Source organism: Mycoplasma hafezii, assembly GCF_049942695.1.
Classification (GTDB): domain Bacteria; phylum Bacillota_I; class Bacilli_A; order Mycoplasmatales; family Metamycoplasmataceae; genus Mycoplasmopsis; species Mycoplasmopsis hafezii.
Genome location: NZ_CP187940.1, coordinates 822,338 through 844,721 on the forward strand (window position 1 = coordinate 822,338; position 22,384 = coordinate 844,721).

20 protein-coding genes and 1 tRNA gene are annotated in these 22,384 nt (G+C 27.6%); 10 read left to right on the plus strand and 11 right to left on the minus strand.

The annotated features are described in order from the left end of the window. Positions 1–37: 37 nt before the first annotated feature. Positions 38–1,081, minus strand: a complete 1,044-nt coding sequence (locus ACPYPZ_RS03150; protein WP_426461134.1) for an aquaporin — start codon at positions 1,079–1,081, stop codon at positions 38–40. Next, positions 1,074–2,111: an NAD(P)-dependent oxidoreductase gene (locus ACPYPZ_RS03155; protein ID WP_426461135.1), complete on the minus strand. Its 1,038-nt coding sequence runs from the start codon at positions 2,109–2,111 to the stop codon at positions 1,074–1,076. The genes ACPYPZ_RS03150 and ACPYPZ_RS03155 overlap by 8 nt, the downstream gene beginning before the upstream one ends. A 177-nt stretch (positions 2,112–2,288) precedes the next feature. Between ACPYPZ_RS03155 and ACPYPZ_RS03160 the strand changes: the two genes are divergently transcribed. After that, the gene (locus tag ACPYPZ_RS03160) at positions 2,289–3,035 is read left to right on the plus strand and encodes a hypothetical protein (protein WP_426461136.1); all 747 of its coding nucleotides are present in this window, start codon (positions 2,289–2,291) and stop codon (positions 3,033–3,035) included. A gap of 31 nt (positions 3,036–3,066) precedes the next feature. Here the strand turns inward: ACPYPZ_RS03160 and rpmA are convergent, their stop codons facing one another. From rpmA to ACPYPZ_RS03190, 6 genes are all read right to left on the minus strand, one after another. Further along, complete coding sequence (gene rpmA, locus ACPYPZ_RS03165; RefSeq protein ID WP_426461137.1) at positions 3,067–3,327, minus strand: 50S ribosomal protein L27; 261 nt, start codon at positions 3,325–3,327, stop codon at positions 3,067–3,069. A 7-nt stretch (positions 3,328–3,334) separates the two neighbouring features. Further along, a complete protein-coding gene (gene rplU / locus ACPYPZ_RS03170; protein WP_426461138.1) occupies positions 3,335–3,634 on the minus strand; it encodes a 50S ribosomal protein L21 in 300 nt (99 codons plus the stop codon). Positions 3,635–3,771: 137 nt separating this feature from the next. Further along, complete coding sequence (locus ACPYPZ_RS03175; RefSeq protein ID WP_426461139.1) at positions 3,772–4,017, minus strand: hypothetical protein; 246 nt, start codon at positions 4,015–4,017, stop codon at positions 3,772–3,774. A 59-nt stretch (positions 4,018–4,076) separates the two neighbouring features. Then, entirely contained in the window at positions 4,077–5,600 is a 1,524-nt protein-coding gene (locus tag ACPYPZ_RS03180) for a YitT family protein (protein WP_426461140.1), read from the minus strand. Between the two features lie 944 nt (positions 5,601–6,544). After that, a complete protein-coding gene (locus ACPYPZ_RS03185; protein ID WP_426461142.1) occupies positions 6,545–6,871 on the minus strand; it encodes a hypothetical protein in 327 nt (108 codons plus the stop codon). 65 nt (positions 6,872–6,936) lie between these two features. Then, on the minus strand, positions 6,937–7,125 hold the full coding sequence (locus tag ACPYPZ_RS03190) for a hypothetical protein (RefSeq protein ID WP_426461143.1): 189 nt from the start codon (positions 7,123–7,125) through the stop codon (positions 6,937–6,939). A gap of 588 nt (positions 7,126–7,713) precedes the next feature. Between ACPYPZ_RS03190 and ACPYPZ_RS03195 the strand changes: the two genes are divergently transcribed. The 4 genes from ACPYPZ_RS03195 (at position 7,714) to ACPYPZ_RS03210 (ending at position 13,922) form a co-directional block, all read left to right on the plus strand. Beyond that, positions 7,714–8,712, plus strand: a complete 999-nt coding sequence (locus ACPYPZ_RS03195) for a heat-inducible transcriptional repressor HrcA (protein ID WP_426461144.1) — start codon at positions 7,714–7,716, stop codon at positions 8,710–8,712. An 8-nt stretch (positions 8,713–8,720) separates the two neighbouring features. Beyond that, on the plus strand, positions 8,721–9,575 hold the full coding sequence (grpE, locus tag ACPYPZ_RS03200; protein ID WP_426461146.1) for a nucleotide exchange factor GrpE: 855 nt from the start codon (positions 8,721–8,723) through the stop codon (positions 9,573–9,575). 104 nt (positions 9,576–9,679) lie between these two features. Then, the gene (gene dnaK, locus ACPYPZ_RS03205; protein ID WP_426461148.1) at positions 9,680–11,482 is read left to right on the plus strand and encodes a molecular chaperone DnaK; all 1,803 of its coding nucleotides are present in this window, start codon (positions 9,680–9,682) and stop codon (positions 11,480–11,482) included. Positions 11,483–11,597: 115 nt separating this feature from the next. Beyond that, positions 11,598–13,922: an SGNH/GDSL hydrolase family protein gene (locus ACPYPZ_RS03210; RefSeq protein ID WP_426461150.1), complete on the plus strand. Its 2,325-nt coding sequence runs from the start codon at positions 11,598–11,600 to the stop codon at positions 13,920–13,922. 514 nt (positions 13,923–14,436) lie between these two features. Here the strand turns inward: ACPYPZ_RS03210 and ACPYPZ_RS03215 are convergent. The 3 genes from ACPYPZ_RS03215 to ACPYPZ_RS03225 form a co-directional block, all read right to left on the minus strand. Further along, a complete protein-coding gene (locus tag ACPYPZ_RS03215; protein ID WP_426461151.1) occupies positions 14,437–16,317 on the minus strand; it encodes an ABC transporter ATP-binding protein in 1,881 nt (626 codons plus the stop codon). An 11-nt stretch (positions 16,318–16,328) separates the two neighbouring features. Beyond that, positions 16,329–18,146, minus strand: a complete 1,818-nt coding sequence (locus ACPYPZ_RS03220) for an ABC transporter ATP-binding protein (protein WP_426461153.1) — start codon at positions 18,144–18,146, stop codon at positions 16,329–16,331. A gap of 206 nt (positions 18,147–18,352) precedes the next feature. Beyond that, positions 18,353–18,429, minus strand: a tRNA-Arg gene (locus ACPYPZ_RS03225). A gap of 298 nt (positions 18,430–18,727) precedes the next feature. On the opposite strand from ACPYPZ_RS03225, the gene ACPYPZ_RS03230 reads away from it, so the two are divergent. The 5 genes from ACPYPZ_RS03230 to ACPYPZ_RS03250 all read left to right on the plus strand — a co-directional run bounded on the left by ACPYPZ_RS03230 (position 18,728) and on the right by ACPYPZ_RS03250 (position 22,383). Continuing rightward, the gene (locus ACPYPZ_RS03230) at positions 18,728–18,991 is read left to right on the plus strand and encodes a hypothetical protein (RefSeq protein WP_426461155.1); all 264 of its coding nucleotides are present in this window, start codon (positions 18,728–18,730) and stop codon (positions 18,989–18,991) included. A 790-nt stretch (positions 18,992–19,781) separates the two neighbouring features. Continuing rightward, positions 19,782–19,946 (plus strand): IS3 family transposase, encoded by a 165-nt coding sequence (locus ACPYPZ_RS03235; RefSeq protein ID WP_426461156.1) that lies wholly within the window; start codon positions 19,782–19,784, stop codon positions 19,944–19,946. Positions 19,947–20,413: 467 nt separating this feature from the next. Next, a complete protein-coding gene (locus ACPYPZ_RS03240) occupies positions 20,414–20,824 on the plus strand; it encodes an MG284/MPN403 family protein (RefSeq protein ID WP_426461158.1) in 411 nt (136 codons plus the stop codon). Further along, positions 20,817–21,944: a hypothetical protein gene (locus ACPYPZ_RS03245; RefSeq protein WP_426461159.1), complete on the plus strand. Its 1,128-nt coding sequence runs from the start codon at positions 20,817–20,819 to the stop codon at positions 21,942–21,944. Before ACPYPZ_RS03240 ends, ACPYPZ_RS03245 begins: the two co-directional genes overlap by 8 nt. Beyond that, a complete protein-coding gene (locus ACPYPZ_RS03250; RefSeq protein WP_426461161.1) occupies positions 21,934–22,383 on the plus strand; it encodes an MHO_1590 family protein in 450 nt (149 codons plus the stop codon). The genes ACPYPZ_RS03245 and ACPYPZ_RS03250 overlap by 11 nt, the downstream gene beginning before the upstream one ends. Position 22,384 lies beyond the last annotated feature (1 nt).

The following is a 22,384-nucleotide window of genomic DNA, read 5'->3' on the forward strand; positions in this document are numbered from 1 at the left end:
AAAAAACATGAAATCAACTTTCATGTTTTTAATTATATTATTTTTTATCAGCAGGTTTTTGCATATTTAATGCTCTGTAGTTTTTAAATTTAATAATTTTAACTACTAATGGGTTTACAGCAGCTTGTGTAAATCCTTGAACGAAAGCATAAAATACTGGTGCTAATAAATCGGCAATAACCATAATTACACTAGCTGATACGATTGATTTTCAAGCTATTGAGTTTACTTGAACATCTGTAATGTTGCCAAAACCTAAGTTTGAGAAATCAATTGCACTATATTTTGTGTGTCCATATTGAACTAAGTCGCTTGGTCCATTGTGGAATAAAAGAACTGGTCATTGTTGTGCCATACCTCTAGCTGGGTTGATAGCAGCTGAACCACCTAAGATTCCCATTCATACTGAAAGAGAGATAATAAACATAATGAATAAATCACGGTATTTATTATTAATATTAGGTGAAAAGATAGGGAATAAAAGAATTGAAGTCATAACTAACTCAACAAAGAAGATTCAAGCAGTACCTGAAGCAATTGTTGGTGTAGTTGTTGTTGGGAAAGCCTTTTTAGCAGCTGAAATAGCATCGATTGGAGCATTAGCAATCACACCTTCTGGTGCTGTAAAGTGACCAATACCGTAAATAATACATCCAGCTGTTAAAGAACCAAATACTTGAATAATTAATTTATATGTTGTGTAGTATCCGTTGTTTGTTCCGTTTAAGTATCTGTAAATTGATACAGAAGGGTTTAAATCACAACTTCAACGTAAGAAAATAAATAAACATAATCCAACTACGACAAATCCTGCGTAGAATCCGACAATAATTGGGTGTAAAAGAAATTCTTCAATTACAAGTGGTTTGTTAGGTGTTCCTGCAACATAAATACTTAATCCTGCAAGTCCCATTGAAATTAAAATTGTTCCAAAATATTCTGAAATTCCGTGAACGATTCATGTTCTTAAATCTTTTGGTTTTTCAGCGTTTAATCTCCTAGCTTTTGTAAGGTTAAAAAATGAAAAGAAACTTACAAAAAAGGTTCAAAATGATAAAGTTTGTTTCTTAATCTTATCCATTTTTAATTTTTCCGTTCTCCATAATTCTTAACGCATTGTCAAAGTTTCCTTTTTCAGCGTTATCTGCATTTTCAAGTGTAGCTTTAGCGATTTGTGTTAAAGCTAAGTCTGTTAAGTAAGCTTGGTGTGATGTTACTAAAACATTGTCCATTTCGATTAATTCTTTTCAATCTGGGTCTAATGCTTTTAAGTCATCAATTCTAGCTGATACGTCTTCGTAGAAACGACCTTCTTCTCTTTCAAGAACGTCAGTTGCTAATCCACGAATTTTTCCTGATTTTAATCCTCTAAGAACAGCTTTGATGTCCATTGTTTCACCACGTGCTGTGTTAATTAAAATCATTCCTTCTTTCATAGCATCAACAGCAGCATCATCAATTAAGTATCTTGTTGATGGTAATAAAGGACAGTGAATTGAAATAAAGTCACTTTCTCTTAAAACTTCTGTTAATGAAGCTCATTCGAAACCGAATTTATCAGCTGTTTGAGGGAAATTTTCTTGAGCGAAAGCATCGAATACTAATACTCTAGCACCTGTAGCTTTAGCTAATTTAATAAATGTTTGACCGATTTTACCTGAACCGATAACTCCGATTGTTGAGTTACCAACACATTTACCGTCTAACCCATTTAATGAGAAATTGTATTTTTGCACTCTGTCGTGTGCTTTAAATAAGTTTCTGTTTAAACTTAATAATCCAGCGAAAGCAAATTCTCCAATACTTTCTGCTGAGTAGTTAAAAATTCTAAATACTTCGATACCTAACTCGTTTGCTTTAGCAATATCGATTTTGTTGTATCCCATTGATCTTTGGAATCAGTATTTAACACCCATTTTTTTAAGTACTTCTAAGATAACTTTGTCTCCGTATGTGTTAACGAAACCACAAACAGCATCATATCCTTCTGCAAGGTGTACTGTGTTAAGGCTTAAGTTTTCTTTAAAGTAAGTAATTTGATGTCTACCTTCGTTGTATTTATCAAAATATTTAATATCATAATCTTTTGCATCAAAAAAAGCAATTTTCATAATTTTGTCTCCTAAAGTGTGTACTTATTATGTTTTTCTAAATTATATTATTTTTTAATTTCTTGTAAATGAGTAGTTCAACATTCATAAAAAAATACGGAATTAATTCCATAAAGTATTTTAGTTTATTTTTAGTATATTAAAACAACTTTTTTATTTATTATTTGGAGAAACAAAATGCAAAATATTTTACTATACCTATCTGATATTTTTAAGGGTGATAACGCACAGATTTATTACTTTCTTACAAAGGAAAAAGAAATCGACAAAGAAGAGATTAATAAGTCTATAAATAAGTACGAAACGAATAAAATTAAGTATTTAACATTGCTAGATTCAGAGTATCCAAAAGACTTATTTCAAGACACTTTACCGCCTTTTGTGATTTACTATAAAGGTAATTTAAAGTTGTTAGAAAGCAAGAAAAAAGTGATAATTTGCAACGAAATTCACAATAGCAAAACAAAGTATTTTATTGATGAAAGACTTAATTTAGAACAAAATGATATTGTTTTAGTTGCTACCGACTTTAAAAAAACCGAACAAGAAATTATTGATGCACAAAAAACTAAAGGAAATCACAAAATAATTTGAGTTCATAGTCAAAGTTTGGAGCAAATTCCTGAAGCTATTAATGAAAATAATCCAAACGAATTACATCTCAGTTTATTTCCACTTAATTCTCACCCTAAAAGAAATTATTTTAAACAATCAAATTCTTTAGCTAGTGCAATTGCAAATTATTTATTAATTCTTTCTTCTGTAAAAAATACTAAGTTAGCAGGTTTGATTAATTCTTTTTTATACTATGGTAAAGAGATTTATTGTTTTCCTGGCTTAACAATCGATGATGGAAATACTAACTTTTTAAAAGAAGGAGCTAATCTTGCAACTACACTCAGCGAAATCTTTGAAGAAAATTAATTAAAAAATGCACCGATTGGTGCATTATTTATTATTTTACTCTTTCTGGATAGACAGAAACAAACTTTCTGTTTCTTCTGCTTTCGTATTTTACGTAACCATCGATTTTTGAGAATAAAGTATCGTCACCACCACGTCCAACATTTACACCAGGGAAAATTTTTGTCCCTCTTTGACGGTAAATGATTGAACCTGCTGTACAGAATTGTCCGTCACCTAATTTAGCACCTAATCTTTTTGAGTGTGAATCACGACCATTTCTGGTAGATCCACCGGCTTTGGTATGTGCCATTTTCTAATTACCCTTGAATTCCTGTAATTTTAACACGTGTATAAGGTTGACGGTGTCCAAGTTTTCTCTTGTGAGTTGACTTTGCATTGTGACGGTAAACTACGATTTTTTTAGCTTTCCCTTGTTTTTCGATGATTCCTGTTACTAAAGCATTTTCTAAGTAAGGTTTCCCAATTTTGTCATCAACAAGTAAAACTTTATCAAATTTTACTTCTTGACCTTCTTCACCTTCGATTTTTTCGATGAAGATTGTTTGACCTTCTTTAACTAAAAGTTGTTTTCCACCAGCTTCGATAATTGCTAACATGCAATACCTCCATTAAGTGGCTCGTCTTTAAGGTGACGCTTTCGCGTGCTTTCGACCTTTTTAGTACGGTTACTAGAAGTAACGTTTTTATTATATTGCATTTTATCTATTAGCAAAACCGATTTTTATCAATTTTTTTATTCAAAAGTTGTAAAGCTTTCTAAAGAAGTTTTTGGAGTGTCTTTCCCCATTTGCCATTTATAACCAACAACTTTATCTTTAATTTCTCCTTGTGGTGCTAGTGCAACTTTTACTAACCCAACCAGTGGAGCAATTGCATTTGCTAAAGCACCTAAACTAGTTATTAATGCAAGAATTCCAAAACCAACTTCTATTTTTTCTTCTTGCACATTAGAAAGCTTTTGTAATTCTGATACCTTCATTTTTACCTCCGTATATTAAATAAAATAATAAAAAAATAGAACAGAAAATAAACTCTGTCCTATTCAACAAATTGAGTATTAAATTTACCAACTACTTTTTCTACTTTAGTAAATGAAAGTCAAATATTTGGATCAATTAATTTTAAGTCATTAATTAAATTACGTGATTCTAATAATAAGATAACAGTTTCTATTTTATAGTTATATTTACCTGTATAACCTGATTTAAATCTTTCAAGTCTATAACTATGTCAGTAACCGATTAAATTAAAGTAAGCCAATACTTTTTCTGGTTCAGCAGAAATAATTGTTAGCTTCATTTTCTTATATTTAGGATACATAATATTAACAATAACATTAGATACTAAAATATAAGCAAAAGTAGAAAGCTCACGCATTCCAAAATATTCACCATTTGGATTAGGTTTAATAAATGCATAAATAAGCAAGAAAATAATAGCAGTTACAATTGCGATACTTGAAAGCATATTAGCAACATTTTTCTTGCTCTTTGTTGAAAAGTAATATGCCACAATATCTGTACCACCTGTTGAACCACCAGCTTTTCAAGATAAAGCAACACCCATACCAATAAACGCTGCTCCTAATGAACCATATAATAAAATAGGTCAAGTAATTCCTTTAAGGTATCAGTAAGCTTGAAATTCACCATTAGATAAAAAGTTAAATAATTTATAGTTTGGCAACATTTCATTTAAAAAGTCGGATGTTATATCAGGGTGCACAGAGAGAATTAACGCTCCTCTAATTTCTTCATAATTTTGTAATGCAACTTCTGGAGATTGTTGATCTAAAAGGATTGGTTGAAACTCGTTGTGTCCTATTGTTTTAATTCATTCATTTAATATATTAATATGATATTTACTATTTGATAGTAAATCACCTTCTTCTAATTCAGGATATAAATAATTTCTAATTTCGTAAGTATTTCCAGGAACTAAAAGAATTTTTCTCGCAATAAAATCGTGAATTACTTCAACATTAGTAAATAAAAAGTTAATAAAAATTTGGCAAATCATAAAGAGCAAAGTAAATCACATAAAACTTGCTTTTGATTTACGTCAAAAAATAAGAAATAACGGAACATTGCAAGCTAAATAAAGCAACGCAAAGTATTGATGAAGTTGTGGATAAACATATTGTAAAATGGTTGGAATACCAGTAATTCCAGAAGGAATGGTATCAGCTCTACTTAAGAAAACTTGCACTCCAAAGTTAAATACTAAGGCAGCTAATAAAATTAATAAAAAACGTCTTCAATATCTTTGAAAGAATATTTTTGGAGTAATTTTTACTTTTTTGTTATTAGCTAAATATTTACCCATTTTGAACTTTAATTGTTCTGTTTCTTTTTGGATATCTTCTTCAGAAATATCATGTGGTAATTTAGTATGTATACCATTGTTATTTGATACATAAATCACAGTACCTGTACCACAATAATCTAGATTATCCTTTCTATATTTATTATGATGTCAAACCTTATATTTTTCAATAATATGTTTGGGTTTATTATGATTTTTCTTTCATAAATTGTGTTCATTATTGTTGGTATTATTCATAAATTCAATTTTATATTAAATTTATAAAGTATTTAAAAATTTTCAAGCGATTTTATAACTAAAAATTAAACAAGAAGTATTTCGGAATAATTTGTGAAAATATCTGAAAAATAGGACTAATTTTATTGGTTTTATTGTTATGTTTAGCGTATTATGGTAATAAAAATAATAAAATTAATCATATTTTTGTAGCAAAATTTAAACCACAACATTTCCTCTTACCAAATTAATATTTGTTTTTGTAATATTGTGGTTTATAACTTATGCATTTAGCTTGTTAAAAATAGATTAATAAGAGCTTTTACAGAATAATATAATTGATTATTTTGTATATAAAGTAGCTGATCAAGACTTTGTGCAATTGATACTTGATAAATATGTTTTCCGCTATTAATTCATTTAATAAATTTAAGTTTTTAGATATTAAAATACTGTTAGTAAGTATGTTTCAATTTTTAATTGCGTTTATTTTTTACAATACTAATTTATAACGATAAGTTAAATCAAAAATAATTTGGCTTTTTCTAATTAATTCAACTATATTTTTATCTTGCAGAATTAGTTCGATAAATTCTTTAACGATAACAGAATACTGAAAATTAAAACGAGAGCAAAATTCTAAATTATATTTTCGTAAGAGTTCATAAGGTGAATTTTCTAAGCCAAAAATAGATGTTTGTATATCGTTAGTAACGTGATTGACAATATCTTTTTTCAATAAAGGTCAATCATCAAGATTAATCACTTTTTGGTTTCTTCGTAAAAATTGAAAATATGTTTTTCTTTTGTTCGCAGCTTAGCTGAGAATCTGCGACTAAAACACCAAGTTAATATAGTTTAGAATTCTATTTTTAAATTCCTCTGAAAATCTTATTTTTAAAGCATTGCTATCTTGAATTACTAACGGGTAAGACCTTAAATGTTCCTTTAACAACCTATTAATTTTATTCATCGTGTATTTTATTATGCTTCATATAGTATCGTGCTGCTCTTACTGTATATCAGTTATAATCTGCTGCATTTTCAGAAATATATTTTAAGGCTTCATAATATTCTGATTTCAATAAAAATCTTTCGATAGCAGTTAAAACACCATAATAAATAAAAAAGATTATTAAAATAACTAAAGCTATTATTGTAGCTGCATTTCAAGTGCTTCTATATATACCAAAAGATAAACTGATAAAAATTATTACACTTCACAATAATACATATCTAGCAAATCAATAAGCAATAAAGAATTTTTTAATTTTAAGTAATTTATATTCCATTTTTAATAATTATGTTTTATAGGATTGTCTGGTCGCACAGTATCAAAGGTGTATCTAATCATTTCTTAAACATAACTAATTCATTTAACTACTGGAACTTGTGCTAGTATTGACATAAATGAAGCTATCACTGAATGACCCAGAACATCATCTCTTAAAGAAGCATCTTCTTTTTTTAATTCTTTTAATATTTTATTTATTTCTTTATCACTTAATCCAAGTTTTGAAACGATATCTTGAATTTCAGTTTGCAAAACATCAATTATTTCTTTAATTTTCTTTCTATATATGGAGCATATTCGTGGGTGAAAAAACCATCTCTTGATTTAACTCCGTATTTTTTTAGCAATAAGTTATATCCAGTCTCAGATTTAATGATTTCTATAGCTCTCTTTTTTTCTTCTTCATTTTGTACCGATAGATGATAAAGAGAATTAAAATCATTGATATTTAATGAAAATGAATACTCTAGAACCTTAACATATAGTTTGTGTATAGAATAATGTGAGTTTAAAAATTCTTGTCATAATTTATCATTAGTATACTTTTTTGAGGAGTTGCTTCACCTATTAACACATTTGGAAAACAAGCTAAATTGCTAATTGTATTTAAAACAGTTAATTTCATAACATTAATCCTGGGTGAACGTAAGTAATATGTTTTCACCCAATATTATTATATTCTTTTAATCATCGGTAGCATATACTGCTTCACTTTTCTATATATATATATATAGTATTTATTCAAAAACTTCTGAATATAAACAAATAGCAAGGTTTTTGCAAATTAGCAAACAAATTAATTAATTGCTAAAAAATAAACTTTAGTGCTATAATTGATTTATGAATAACAATAGAATTGAACCTAAATATGAATTGATTTTAAAATACACTGTAATGCTTTATGTTGAAGAAGGAAAAGCAGTAAGTAGTTCACATTTAATTGAACGCTATCCAAATGAAATCAATTTTTCAAGTGCTAAAATCAGATATTTAATGAATGATTTAGAAATATTTGAGTTCTTACAAAAAGCTCACAGTTCTAGTGGACGTATCCCAACCACAAAAGGGTTAGAATACTACGCAAAATACCTAAGCGAAACAGAAGAACAAAAAATTTTAAAACGCTTAAATAAGGTATTTAAAGAAAAAGAATTATCAATTGATGAGACGCTAGATCAAGCTGCAAATATGATTGCTGAAATTACAGGACTAACCTTAATTACAACCCAATACAATGCTAGTTCATTACTTAAGAGTATTGATTTAGTTCCGCTTAACGATACAACAGCAACAATCGTTATGGTTGTATCTAATGGTGAAGTTTTTTCAAAAATTTTAACTTTTAAACCAGAAGAATTAAGTATTAATGACTTAAAAGTTGCAGTTCGTATCTTTAAAGAAAGATTAATTGATGTTCCATTGCAAGAATTACCAAATCATGTATTAGGACTAAAAACTATATTATCTGAAGTAATTAAGAACTATCAAAAAGTTATCGAGCAATTTGTAAATAATATTTTTAACCTATCTTTAAAGCAAAATAAAGTTTATGGAAAAAATAACATCATTTTAAGTAACCAAATCAATAGAGAAGATTTATCAAAATTAATTGACTTAATTGAACATCATTCAATTTGAGAAAAAATTGATGAAGAATTAGGAGATGATGAAACAATTAAAATTTCAGTCGATAATATGGGTAGTTATATGTCAAAAAGAATTCCATATCATTCTGGTGTAACTGAAATATCAGTAGTAGGTGCACAAGGTTCTGATTTTAACAAAATGAAAAGTTCAATAAAAGCTCTTGAAAGTTGATTAACAAACAAGAGTAAATAAGGAGTAATATGAAAACAAATAAAATTAGTGTAAATGATATTGTTAAAGGTAAATTTGATTTATATGTTGAAGGAACTCATCAACCTGAATATAGTGGTGATAAAGAAATCGTAATTGGGCAAGAACAATTCTTGCCTCAGTTTGATGAAAAAATTCTTAATCGTAAATATAAAAGACATTTAGAAATAAAATTTACATTCCCTAAAGATTATGAAATTCAAGAATTTCAAAGAAAAACAGCTTTAGTGCTTATTAATAATATAGAAGTTTTATCTCCAGAAAAAGAAGAGACAAAAGCTACTAAAGAAGCAAAACAAGATGATGCTAAATTAAAAGAATTAGAAGCAAGAATATCAGAGTTAGAAAATAAATTAAACGAAAAAGATACTCAAATTAGAGTGATGGAATATTCATTTAAAGAAAAAGCTGATGAATTAACAAAAAAAGCAACTGAAAAATTAAATGAAAAAATTAATGAGCTTCAAAATAAAACAAACGAAACAATCAAAGAAAAACAAGCGTATGCACTTGCTAGATTTATTGAAGATTTAGAAGTTCCATTTAACAACCTTGCTATGGCTACAAAAGCTGGAGAAAATTCAGATAATATCCAAGTTAAAAATTACTGCATTGGTTTCTCTATGGTTGTAAGTCAATTTGAACAAGTGTTTAGTGATCATAACATTCAATTAATTACACCAGAATTAGGAACTGAATTTGATGCTAACATTTCTCAAATCGTCGATTGAGGTTATATGCCTGAATTAAAAAACCACGTAGTTTTAAAAGTAGTTCGCCAAGGAATTAAAATCGCTGATAGAGTAGTAAAACCTGCATCAGTAATAGTAAATAAATTAGATTAAAAAAATTTAGCAAATAAATTACTTGACTGCTAAATTTATGGTAAAATATATTTAGTACTAATTAAAGTAATGTACTTAAATTACGATATTAGGAGGCTTAAAATATGGCTAAAGAAGTAGTATTAGGAATTGACTTAGGAACAACAAACTCTGTTGTTTCTGTAATCGAAAACGGACAACCTGTTGTTTTAGAAAATCCAAACGGAAAAAGAACTACACCTAGTGTTGTTGCATTTAAAAATGGTGAAACAATCGTTGGTGAAGTTGCTAAAAGACAAGTTGAAACAAACCCAAACACAGTTGTTTCTATTAAAAGATTAATGGGAACAGATAAAACAGTTCACGTAAATGGTAAAGATTATAAACCAGAAGAAATTTCAGCAATGATTCTTTCATATATGAAAGATTACGCAGAAGCTAAATTAGGTCAAAAAGTAACAAAAGCTGTTATTACAGTGCCTGCTTACTTTGATAATGCTCAACGTGAAGCAACAAAAATTGCTGGTAAAATTGCTGGACTAGACGTACTTAGAATTATTAACGAACCTACAGCAGCTGCACTTGCATTCGGTTTAGAAAAATCTAAAGATAAATCAATGAAAGTGTTAGTATATGACCTTGGAGGTGGAACATTTGACGTTTCTGTTCTTGAACTTGAAGACGGAACATTCCAAGTATTATCAACAAGTGGTGATAACCATTTAGGTGGTGATGATTGAGACAATGAAATCGTTAAATGAATGTTAAAAGAAATTAAAGATAAATACAACTACGATGCTACAAGTGATAAAATGGCACTTGCTAGATTAAAAGAAACAGCAGAAAAAGCTAAAATCGATCTTTCTGCTCAATCAGTAGCTCAAATTAACTTACCATTCTTAGCAGTTACAGCAGATGGACCAGTTAACGTTGAATTAGAATTAAAACGTAGTGAATTTGAAGCAATGACTTCACAATTATTAGATAGAACAAGAAAACCAATTGAAGACGCTTTAAGAGAAGCAGGAATTACAGCTGCTGACTTACATGAAGTACTTTTAGTTGGTGGTTCAACACGTATGCCAGCTGTATACGATATGGTTAAGAGAACATTAAATAAAGAACCAAACCGTTCAATTAACCCTGATGAAGTTGTATCAATTGGTGCAGCAATCCAAGGTGCCGTACTTGCTGGAGATATCGAAGACATCTTATTACTTGATGTTACACCACTTACATTAGGAATTGAAACAATGGGTGGAGTTGCTACACCACTTATTCCAAGAAACACAACAATCCCTGTAACAAAATCACAAATCTTCTCAACTGCTACAGATAACCAAAGTGAAGTTACAATTAGAGTTGTGCAAGGTGAAAGACCAATGGCTAACGATAATAAACTTTTAGGACAATTTAACCTTGATGGTATCGAACCAGCTCCAAGAGGTGTTCCTCAAATTGAAGTTAGCTTCTCAATCGACGTAAACGGTATTACAACAGTTACAGCTAAAGATGTTAAAACACAAAAAGAACAAAAAATTACAATTCAAAACTCAAGTAAATTAAGTGAAGAAGAAATCGAAAGAATGGTTAAAGAAGCTGAACAAAACAAAGAAGCTGATAATAAACGTAAAGAAGAAGCTGAAACAATCGTTCGTGCAGAAAGCTTAATTGACCAAATTAATAAAGCTAATAAAGATCAAGGTGATAAACTTGACCCTAAAGCTAAAGAAGAATCAGAAAAACTTGTTAAAGAAATCCAAGAATTAATCGATAAAAAAGATATTCCTGCTCTTAAATCAAAATTAGATGAATTAGAAAACACAATTAAAAACTTCGCAAACTATGCAGCACAACAAAATGCTACACAAAACAATAATTCTAATTCAAATGATGATGTTGAAACAGCAGAAGTCGTAGAAGAATAATAAACATAAAGACCTTTCAAAAAAGCAAAATTAATAATCCAAATTCAAATAATAATTAAACATATGCACAGAAAAATCTGTGCATTTTTTATATCGAAAATAGTAAAATAAAAAAATGGAAAAATCACGTAATCACAAAGAAGTTTTTATCAAATTTATTAAATCTTTAGGTCGTAAAATTGCTATTGAAATTAATAAAGAAATCAATCATAAAAATTTTTATTTTTCTAATTTAATAAACAATAAACCTATCAATGATTTTAATCAAATAACTCGAACAGTTTCAAAAGATTTCGTTCAGAATAACCAAAAAATTAATTATGTGGCTATTGGCGATTCATTAGCGGCTGGTTTTGATGGTTTTTTAGACGATGATTACTATGGTGAAATAATTGATAACCACGTTGTTGGAAGCTCATATCCAGCTTATTTTGCTGATATTTTAATGCAAACTAAACAACTAGGTTCTTTTAACAACTATTCAGTGAATTCTTCAAGCATCCAGGAATGAATAGACTTTTTCAAAGGTTGTCCGAGCGAATTTAGCTTAGTTTTAGCTAATTCAAAAGAACGAAATATCTCCGTAAATTCTATTAAACAAGAGTTAAAAAATGCCAACTTAATTACGATTAGCATTGGTGCAATGGATTTCTTTTACTTATTTTTTGAAAATCTATTTAATAATGATTTTTCAAATTTAATCGATCAGTTAGATAGTCCAGAAATTATTCAAATTTTTGATGAATATCTTAAAAATAAATATTTTGAGATTATGAGCAAGCTAAAAGCACAATTAGCAGAACTATTACAAATTATTAAAACAATTACCCCAACATCAAATATTAATTTAATCGCTTACCCTATACCTTTTTTAGGTTTAAAACACGTTATAGATCAATATTTCTTTAAAGTTAACGAATTAAACTGTGATTTTTCAATTTTAGAAACATTTATCGGCTTGCTGAATAACAATATGAAAGAAGTAGCGATAGAACAACAATGCAATTGAATAAATTTATATAATAATGACTACTGAGATCAAAATATTGCAAAATTTAGTTCAACCTATGTTGATATTCATCCAAATATTAAGGGTTATAAAAAAATGGCTCTAGATTTATACTTAAAACTATCTAATCCATCTTTTGATACTAAAACCTATTCCCAAAATTATCATTTTAATTACAACTACTGAATGAGTGATGCTAACCAGTTTACATATCAATTTAACAAAAGCAAACTATTTGAGAGTGCAATACCTAAAAATGATGAAGGATACTTAAAAAACACTCACGAATTAGAACAAAAAATTATTGATAAAGGAAATTATAAAAATTTTGCTAAACGTTTAATTAAATATGAAGGATGAATTAAAAATAGTTCTCCTACGATCGCGATGAACTTTTTTAAAACTGAATTTTATAATAAGCTTGATCCAAATTTATTATTACTAAACTACATCAATAAATACAGCTCAGCTACTAAGCTAACTGAGGAGTTTGTGCTTACACTAGTACAAAATAAAGTTATTCACAATATTTTAGATAATATTCAACTTACTTGCAATGACATTGTTAAAACACCAGAATTATCTGCAGAAATAATTTTAGATCGCATTCTTTCGGAAATTAAAAATACTAACAACTACTTAAAAATTATTGAGCTCATTTTAGAATTAGAACTATGCCACTATAATCTTGATGAATTTATTGATATTTTAGGTGAATTAATCGATAATGCTGTAAATTATTTATCACCAAAAATTATTAGTGCTCTTCAAAACACTTTTACTAAATACCACCAAAAATTAAACCTCGATTTACAAGCAACAATTCATAATTTGCAAAGGTTTGTTAATCAAAATCAAGCACGATGAACTTCTATATTAAAAACTTTAATATTAAATACCTTAAAAATAGCAATTATTAATTACCAAATAGATAGTATTAAAAATAAAAAAATAATAAATTCATTTGATTTAACTAAGTCGATGCTATTTTTCAGCAACATTAAGCAAGAACAAGACTACTCTACTTTAGTTGTTACAAACTTAATTCAAATTATGAACTTACTCATACAAGATACTAAAACACTCGATATATTTGTGTCTGAGATAGCAATTTTAATTAGTAGCAAACTAAAATTTAATCCTCAAAAAATAATCGCTTTACTTGATAACTTAATAGGCATTCTTTTTAAGGATCAACAAAAATCTAAAATACAACAATTATTAACTGAAGTTTTATCTGTGTTAATTAAAGAACTTCAAAATACAAATGATTTTAAGGCTTGATTTATAACCATTAAGAAAAGCTTAGCAAAAAATAAATTTATTAAAAATCAAGTGCTTAAACACTTTATGAAGTTAAAACTAAGCAATAAGGTCACTTTAATTCAATTATTATTGAAACAAAAACATATGAAAAACAGCAGTAGTTAACTGCTGTTTTTGATTATTATTTGACATATTATGTATTGAAAAAATAGGTTATGGCTCTTTAACGATATTTAAAACATCATATTCTATTTTTAATAGCGATTTTTATGTTCATCAGCAAAACATGAGGAGGTCATCATCTTTAAAAATAAGTAGGAAAAATATCTAGATAAGAGATGTAATATCATCAAAAAATAAGAAAATGAAATGATTAATAATAAATAATTAATATAAATGATAATGATTAACTTATTGATTTATGCTTATAATGTATTCTATCTTTTTTTAGGGTGATAAGCGAAGGTTCTTGATATGTGAGCTAAATAATTTTTTTTGCTTATCACCCTATAAATATTTTATTCTTTTTTTAATGTCCAAATAAATTTTTTAAGAAAGCTTGCACTACCAAACATTAAGAATTTTAAATAAACAAAAACTATTGTTGATACATCGACAACCAAAGAGGTTAAATAAAAAATAGTAATTAATCATAATGAGTTAATTACTATTTTAAAAATTAATCAATACTAAATTGTGAAGTATATAAATCGAAGTAGAATCCTTTTTTCTCAAGCAATTCTTTATGTGAACCTTGTTCAATAATATATCCATTATCAATAACAATAATTTTATCTGCATTTTTAATTGTGCTAAGACGGTGAGCGATTACAAATGAAGTTTTATTTTCCATTAAGTGTAACATTGCGTTTTGCACAATTACTTCAGTAGCAGAGTCGATATTAGAAGTTGCTTCATCTAAAATCAGAATGCTTTTGTTTTGTAAAATAGCACGAGTTAAAGCAAGTAATTGTTTTTGACCTTGAGAAATATTTGCACCATTATTTTCCACCATTGTGTTGTATCCATTTGGCATATTCATAATAAAGTGATGTGCTTTTGTTAATTTAGCAGCTTCAATAATTTCTTCTTGAGTAGCTTTAGGATTTGCTAATTTAAGGTTTTCTAAAATTGTTTCGTTAAATAAGAAAGAATCTTGTAAAACAATAGTCATATTGTCTCTAAGATTTTCTGTTTTAATATCACGTAATTCTTTACCATCAATTAGAATGCTTCCAGATTCATAATCATAATATTTGCTTAATAAGCTAATAATGGTTGTTTTACCAGCCCCAGTAGGTCCAACAATCGCAATTACTTGTCCAGGATCAGCTGTAAAGCTGGCATTTTTTAGTTGATAGACACGGCTTTCTGCATTGTATTTAAAATATACATCCTTAAATTCAACGCGTCCACGAAGTTCTTTATCAGCAAATTCTAAAACTTGATTACTTGTATCTGGAGTTTCAATTTTAAGTAATTTAAATAAACGACTACTTGAAGCTATACCAATTTGTAAACTAAATGTAGTGTTAAGTAAACTTTGGAAAGGACCAATGTAGTTTCATGAAATTGAAATATAAAGAATAATTAATGCAGGAGTTGCTTTACCTTCATCATTTGTTCCTAGACCCTTAACACCTCAGACAGGAACATCGTAAGTGTAAAATAAAGCAGCTAAGAAAGCGATTGCTACAATAATTGAGTTTGAAATAAGACCATATCAAGTATCAAAACTACGAGCAATAACGTCTCCACCATATGCAGAGTTTCTAATTTTACGTGTGATTTTCTTAAGATCACTATAAACATATTCTTGTTGGTCAAATGAATTAGTAACTCTAGTGTTAGCAAGCATTTCTTCTACAAACGCATTTAATTCACCAAATGCATTTTGCACTCTAACAAAGTATGGTTGTGATTTTTTCATTAACAAAATTACTAAGCTAAAAAGTAAAATACTAATTGGTAACACAATTAAAGTAAGCATTGATGAGATTAAAAATAAAATAATAATCGCAATCGAAATACTAAAAATAGCACTACCAGCTTGTGAAAGCATTTGAAATAATGAGTTTGAAACGTTGTTAACGTCAACAATTAAACTTGAAATTAAGTTTCCAGCTTTATTTTTATCATAAAAGCTAATTGGCATTTTATGTAGTTTTGTAATAATATCATTTCTTAATCTTGCACCTGCACCAAATGACACTTTTACATAAATGTAGTTTTCTAAATATCTAAAAATTCCATATAAGACAAATGAAACAGCTAAAATACATGTTCAAGTAATGAATCCAGTTAAATTAAACTCTGTTTCTCCAGGATTGCTAAGTGCTGGTTGAAAGTAATTTTGCACAATCATACCAATTAAAAAACTACCTAGAACATAGAAAATTGAGTTAATTAATGAAAACGTAAATGCTAAAGCTAATTTCTTTTTATCAACCATTAAGTAAGAAATGAGTGTTTTAAATGTTTTTACATAAGAAGTTTTAGTTTTATTTTTTCTTTTTTCAGCTAAATCTTTAGCTATTTCTCTTGTTTCGTAATTTTCCATAACACTCCTTTCTATTGTTTAAGTTGGTTATTATTAACTTCTTTATATCACTCACATGTTTGAAGTAATTCATCGTGTGTACCTTGAGCGATGATTTTTCCTTTATCCATTACTAAAATATTATCTGCATGCTTAATTGAGTTAATTTTTTGCGAAATAATAATTGTAGTACAGTCATAATTGTGTTTGATATTTTGAATTAATTTTTTAGTTGTAATATTATCTAACGCACTGGTTGAGTCGTCTAAAATTAAGACTTTTGGATCGATTAATAATGTACGTGCAATACTTAAACGTTGTTTTTGCCCACCACTAAGGTTTTTACCACGTTGCTCAATTGTATGATCAAGACGGTCATCAAATGTTTTAATAAAATCTAATGCACACGCAGTATTAAGAGCTCTTTCTAATTCTTTATCTGTAGCTTGATCGTTAGCAAACATCATATTTGAACGAATTGTACCACTATATAAAAGCGGTTCTTGATAGACAATCCCAACTTTTGAATGTAATTCTTTGGTATTAATTTCTTTAACTTCTTTGTTATTTATTAAAATATTACCCTCATCATATTTCATATTATTAACTAATAAGTTAGCGATAGTGCTTTTACCACTTCCTGTTGGTCCGATAATTCCTAAAGTCTCACCACCTTTAATTTTGAAATTAATATTAGAAATTGCATAATCTTTTGATGTTGAGAAATATTTATATGAAAGATCTTTAAATTCTACTGAATAATTTGAAATATCATTAGTTTGTCCTAAATGATCTGTAATTTTGTATCCACCTTCAACTTTTAAATTATCGTATTTTGTGTTTAATACTTCTGTAATTCTTTTTGCGGAAATTTTAGCACGAATAAATGAACCAATAAATAACGCAAAAATCATAATACCAGTTGCCAAAATAAATTCATATTCAATAAACACGTTAATTTTTGCAAGCAATTGAGGTGTAGCACTTCCATTTTGAATTAAGTTAGAAGCCATAATAAAGATCGCAACAATAACTAGGTTAATAATTCCAAAGAATGCAGGTGTACCGATAATAATAATTCTAAATGTCTTATTTTCAACAGTCATTCATTTGTTATTAATATTAAAGAATTTATTTTTTTGTTTTTCTTGCAAGTTATATGCACGAATAAATCTAGCACCAACAATTGTTTCCTCAGCTTCCTTAGTAATTTTGTCTAAGTTCTTACGGTTTTGTTTAATTAATGGGTTTGATTTTCAGAAAATGAAAACAAACACCAAAATTAAAATCGGAATAATCCCCACGATACTTCAAGCAAAGTTTACATCAGTTGAGAAAGCAAACACAATACCAATAATGATAAATAGTGGTGCTTTAATTAATGAAGTTGTAGCATTAATTAAAAAATCCCAAAAGACAGCAACGTCATCATTAATACGTGTAATTAAACTCTCAGTAGTTAATTTAGAAATATCTTTTAAACTAAGTTTTTGATATTTTTTAAATAGGGTATTACGATAAAAGTTTGACGCATTTTCCCCAGCTCAAATAATGATAAAAACACTAATAATTGAGCTAATTGTGGCTGCTAATATTGCTCCAATCGAAATTGAAATTAAGAATTTAATCGCACCACTACGTGTGTCGCTAGTATAAATTACTAAGTCTTTGAACAATGTAATGGCAAATTTTCCAGTTCCGGCATTATCATCAGGAATTAACAACGGAATAAACTGAGAAATTAAAATCGGAATAATCATTGTTAATGCAACATTAATAAGCACAAAGATAATACCAATACCAAAGTAAGCTTTGATTTTTGCAGGTAAAATCCTAAACATTTGCAGCATAGTTTCTCCTCCTTTTTATTTCTTTCTTACTATTATTTTAATAATAGTAAATTATACAATTTTAAAACTAAAACACATAAAATCGTAAATTATCTATTAAATAGCATATAGCCATTTTTTTATGCTCTTTTTGATATTTTTCACCATTTTTGCATAAAAAAATAACTCAGTAAACTAAGTTAAATTCTCTAAAAACATAAAAAAAATGGCGATCACGACAGGATTCGAACCTGTGACAACCAGCTTAGAAGGCTGATGCTCTATCCAACTGAGCTACGCGACCACTTGTAAATATATTTTAACACTATTTTAAGAAATAGAACATAATATTTTTATTATTTTTAAATAAAAACCACTAGACACAACACTTCCTCATATGGCTGCTTCGGTTAGGACCTGACCAGGTTAGTGGGTTATTGTTCTAATGGCTTAATAATTATAATAGAAAAAATGTATATTTGTAAATTTTTACCAAAACTATAAATATCAATTTGAGTTTATATTCCTATGGAAAAGATAAAGTTTCTTATATGCGGAAAAATAAAAACATACAAAACTGATGCTAAACTAGGACAAACATAGTGGACACAATTAATATGTTCGCTATTTTTGTATTATGAGATTATATGAAAGAATTAAAGCAAATAGAATGATTAGAATTGTTAATTCTATATGATGATTTTCTGAATTGTAAAATTACAGAAAATAAATTTCAAACTGAATTAATTAATGAATTTTCTAAAAATTGAAACAATCAATACTTTAGAAAAACCGTAAGGAAGAAGTATGCATTGTATCATAATGGTATGACAGATTTAATTTCAATTACTGGTAAGAGTTCCTAAAAAAGCAAGGTAGTGGTAGGCCTAAAAAGAAACAAAAAATTACAAAAGAAGAATATGATAAATTATCTAGAGATGATTTGATTGAAATTATCGAATATTTACGTGATATCCTTAAAAACACATCTGCTGTAAATATACTTAACAAAAACATTGCAGATTGACTAACTCTCATATATCTAAAAGAGTATGAGCTAAGGTTTTAAACTTTTCAAAAAGCTTATTGTATAAAAGCTTAAATCAGAAGAACACTAAATATAAACCCTAATGAATTAGATGAGTTGTATATCATGGTACTAAAAGCTTTTAATGAAACAAAAGGAATTTACAGCAGAGAAAGATTATCTATTTACATCAAAAATAAATATCAAATAACCATAAATTACAGAACTTTAGGCAGAATAATGAATAAATTAAGCTTAAAATTCCATATTAGAAAGAAGCACAAACCCAGAGAGATTAAAAATGTAAATGTTAAATTTAATAATTTAGTCAACAGAGATTATAATGCTACAAATAATGAGATTGTAATAGCAACTCATGTATCATATATACCTTCACCAAAAGATATACAAAATAATTTTGTGTATTTTTCAGCTTGCATCGACCACAAAACCAAGAAAATAATAAATTGAAATTTATCTAATAGAAAATAAATTATTCACTCCGATCATGGTTTCTAATATTCATAAAAATATTACATCAAAACTATTAACCAAAATAATGGAATTATATCAATGAGTAGAGTTGGTAATTCTTAGATAACAGAGAAATCCAATATTTCTTTTCGATATTGAAAGCGGAAGATTTATATAACATCAATATTAAAGATTTAACATTTAAAGAACTTAAAGAATCAATTCGTAATTTTATAGAATGAAATAACAACGAACGGTTACAATCAAATTTAAATTGAAAAACACCTCAACAATGTTGAGATGTTCATTCATATTTATAAACTGTCCACTAAAAGTGTCCTAGTGTCATAGTTTATCTTTTTCTTTTAATAATTTTATATTTACGTTGCATTATTTATAATATTTATGCATCCACTAGTTTGTTTTAAGTTGTGAAGTGGATGTTTTCTTATTCAAATTTTGTAGAATAAAAGCAACACCTTAATATTATTTTACTAATAAAAGGGGTGTTGCACTGTAAATTACAATAAATGAACAGACACTATTGCTTGTCTGTTTTTTTGAATAATTTTTTCGTTTTTCACATTAATTAACTCCATATTTGTGAAAATTATTTCAACTTAAATTTGTAAAAAAAATTAGTCTTTTTTTGGTCTATAGAGCTTTTTGTTTCGCAAGCGTTGAATTTTTCACACTTTTTGGGCATTTTTTATAAAAAACTAGCTTTGTTATCCGAATTAGTTAGCATATTAGTGGGAGCAGCAGGAAAATAAAAGAAGGAAAAAATATGATAGTTACTCCTACATCAAAAGTCGAAGACGATGACTTATATGAACAACAATTAAAATTTTTAAAAGAAGTATTTCTCACAGACCTACTTTATAAAAAACAACTCAAATACGAATTATTTAAATTACGTTATGAATCTTTACGTGATGATGCAGATCAAGATAAAATTAAAGACCAAGAACGTGAGTTAGAAGCTAAAATTCAAGGAAAAGGCAGCGTTATAGAATTAATCTTAAGTTTAATGGACACTGATAAGGCTTGACTTATTAAAAAGTGCTACTGAGATTCAGAAAGCAAAATCAACAATCAGTGGTATTTAGAGTATTTCTCTAAAACCACTTTTTACAAAAGAAAGCGAGAAGCTGTAAAACAATTTGTTGATTTTTACTTTAGTTATGGTGATGAATAATTTATACACAACTATTCGTGTACCTATAGAAAATTCACAACAAATAGTCAACCAATATTACTCTACAAAACTAGAAATCAATGATGATAGTGATTTAAAAAAAGAATTTCATCATATGAATCTTAATGTTGATATTGGTATAGAAAGAATCCTAAATAATTCTAAATTAACTAATTTAGAATTAGCCATTTCAAAAAACTCATTTTATAAAGATTTAAAAATTAGCTTTTTCATTAATCAAAAAGCGATAATTGAAGAAAAAAACATCAAACAGTTCACAATCATTTCAGAGAATGACGCAGAAATTTATTATGATAAAATTAAAAGACTAGACTTACATATTTATAGTCAAAATCAACCTAATAAAGTTATCGCAAAATACGCTATTGCTTTAACTGAATTTAAAAAGCAAAAAATCAATATTTCAAATATATATCACGAAAACATAATAAAGTGTCCATACTATACTCGTATTAGTTTTGATAAATATGGTAAAAGCAGAGTTATCGATACAAATGCAATTTTTAAAATTTTATGACTACCGATATCTTCCGATAAAAAAAGCGTAAATATTGCTCAAATAGAAACTTTTACATTACCCAAAGACAGTCCTATTCCAAATTATAATAATAAAAATATTTTTCGATTTCTCAGCTTTGACATAGATTCTTTTATGTTTAAACCATTTATCACTAATAAATTAACTCTTAAGACTTCTGAAATTCTACAAACGTTGAAAAATAAAAAAATTTTTATCTTGTCATTATTACAAAATTTCAAAACAAACTTAAATAAAGACGAATTAATTGCAGAAAATGATAATACAATAATCACAGGTTTAATTATTCCAAAAAGATTTTTAGGCGATATGCAAACCACTTTGTTTATTGATACAAATTTCTTTTCTGCATCTATAACCAGGAATTTTCGAAACCATATAAATTTTAATAACACAGTAATAAATCAAAAACCAAAAAGGATTAAAGTTGTTGAAATTACAAATCATAAATTAATAAATTATAGATTTGTCATTAATCTCCCTGATATTGAAAAGTTTCTTAAATTCGAAAAATGAGAATTTGATTGATTCTGAAAAGGGACTAACAATCTTGCGAAATAAGAAAAAAATCTTAAAACCACTTTTAGTTTCCAGTATCCTCTTTCCAGTATTATCTGCAATCGGAGTTGGAATTTGATGAAACACAATTCATAGTGAGAAAATCGACAACTTTAGAGGTAAAAAACCACAAGGAGAAAATAATGGCAAAAAACAACAGCAGATGAGTAATCAAACTATATTTCCTAAGATTGAAATTGAGGGAAACATTGAAGAAATTCAAAAAGACAGATACGGAATTCAATACCTTAGTAGCGAAAATGTTTTGAAAATTATAAAAAACATTGTTTCTAGACTAAAAACATATGAAGGTAAAATAGAATTCGATTATGAAATAATCGAAGGTTATACTAAAACAGATACATCCATAATCATTTATATTAAATATATATCACCACACGGAACTGAAGAACAAAAACAATATAAAGTTTTTTTAGACTAAA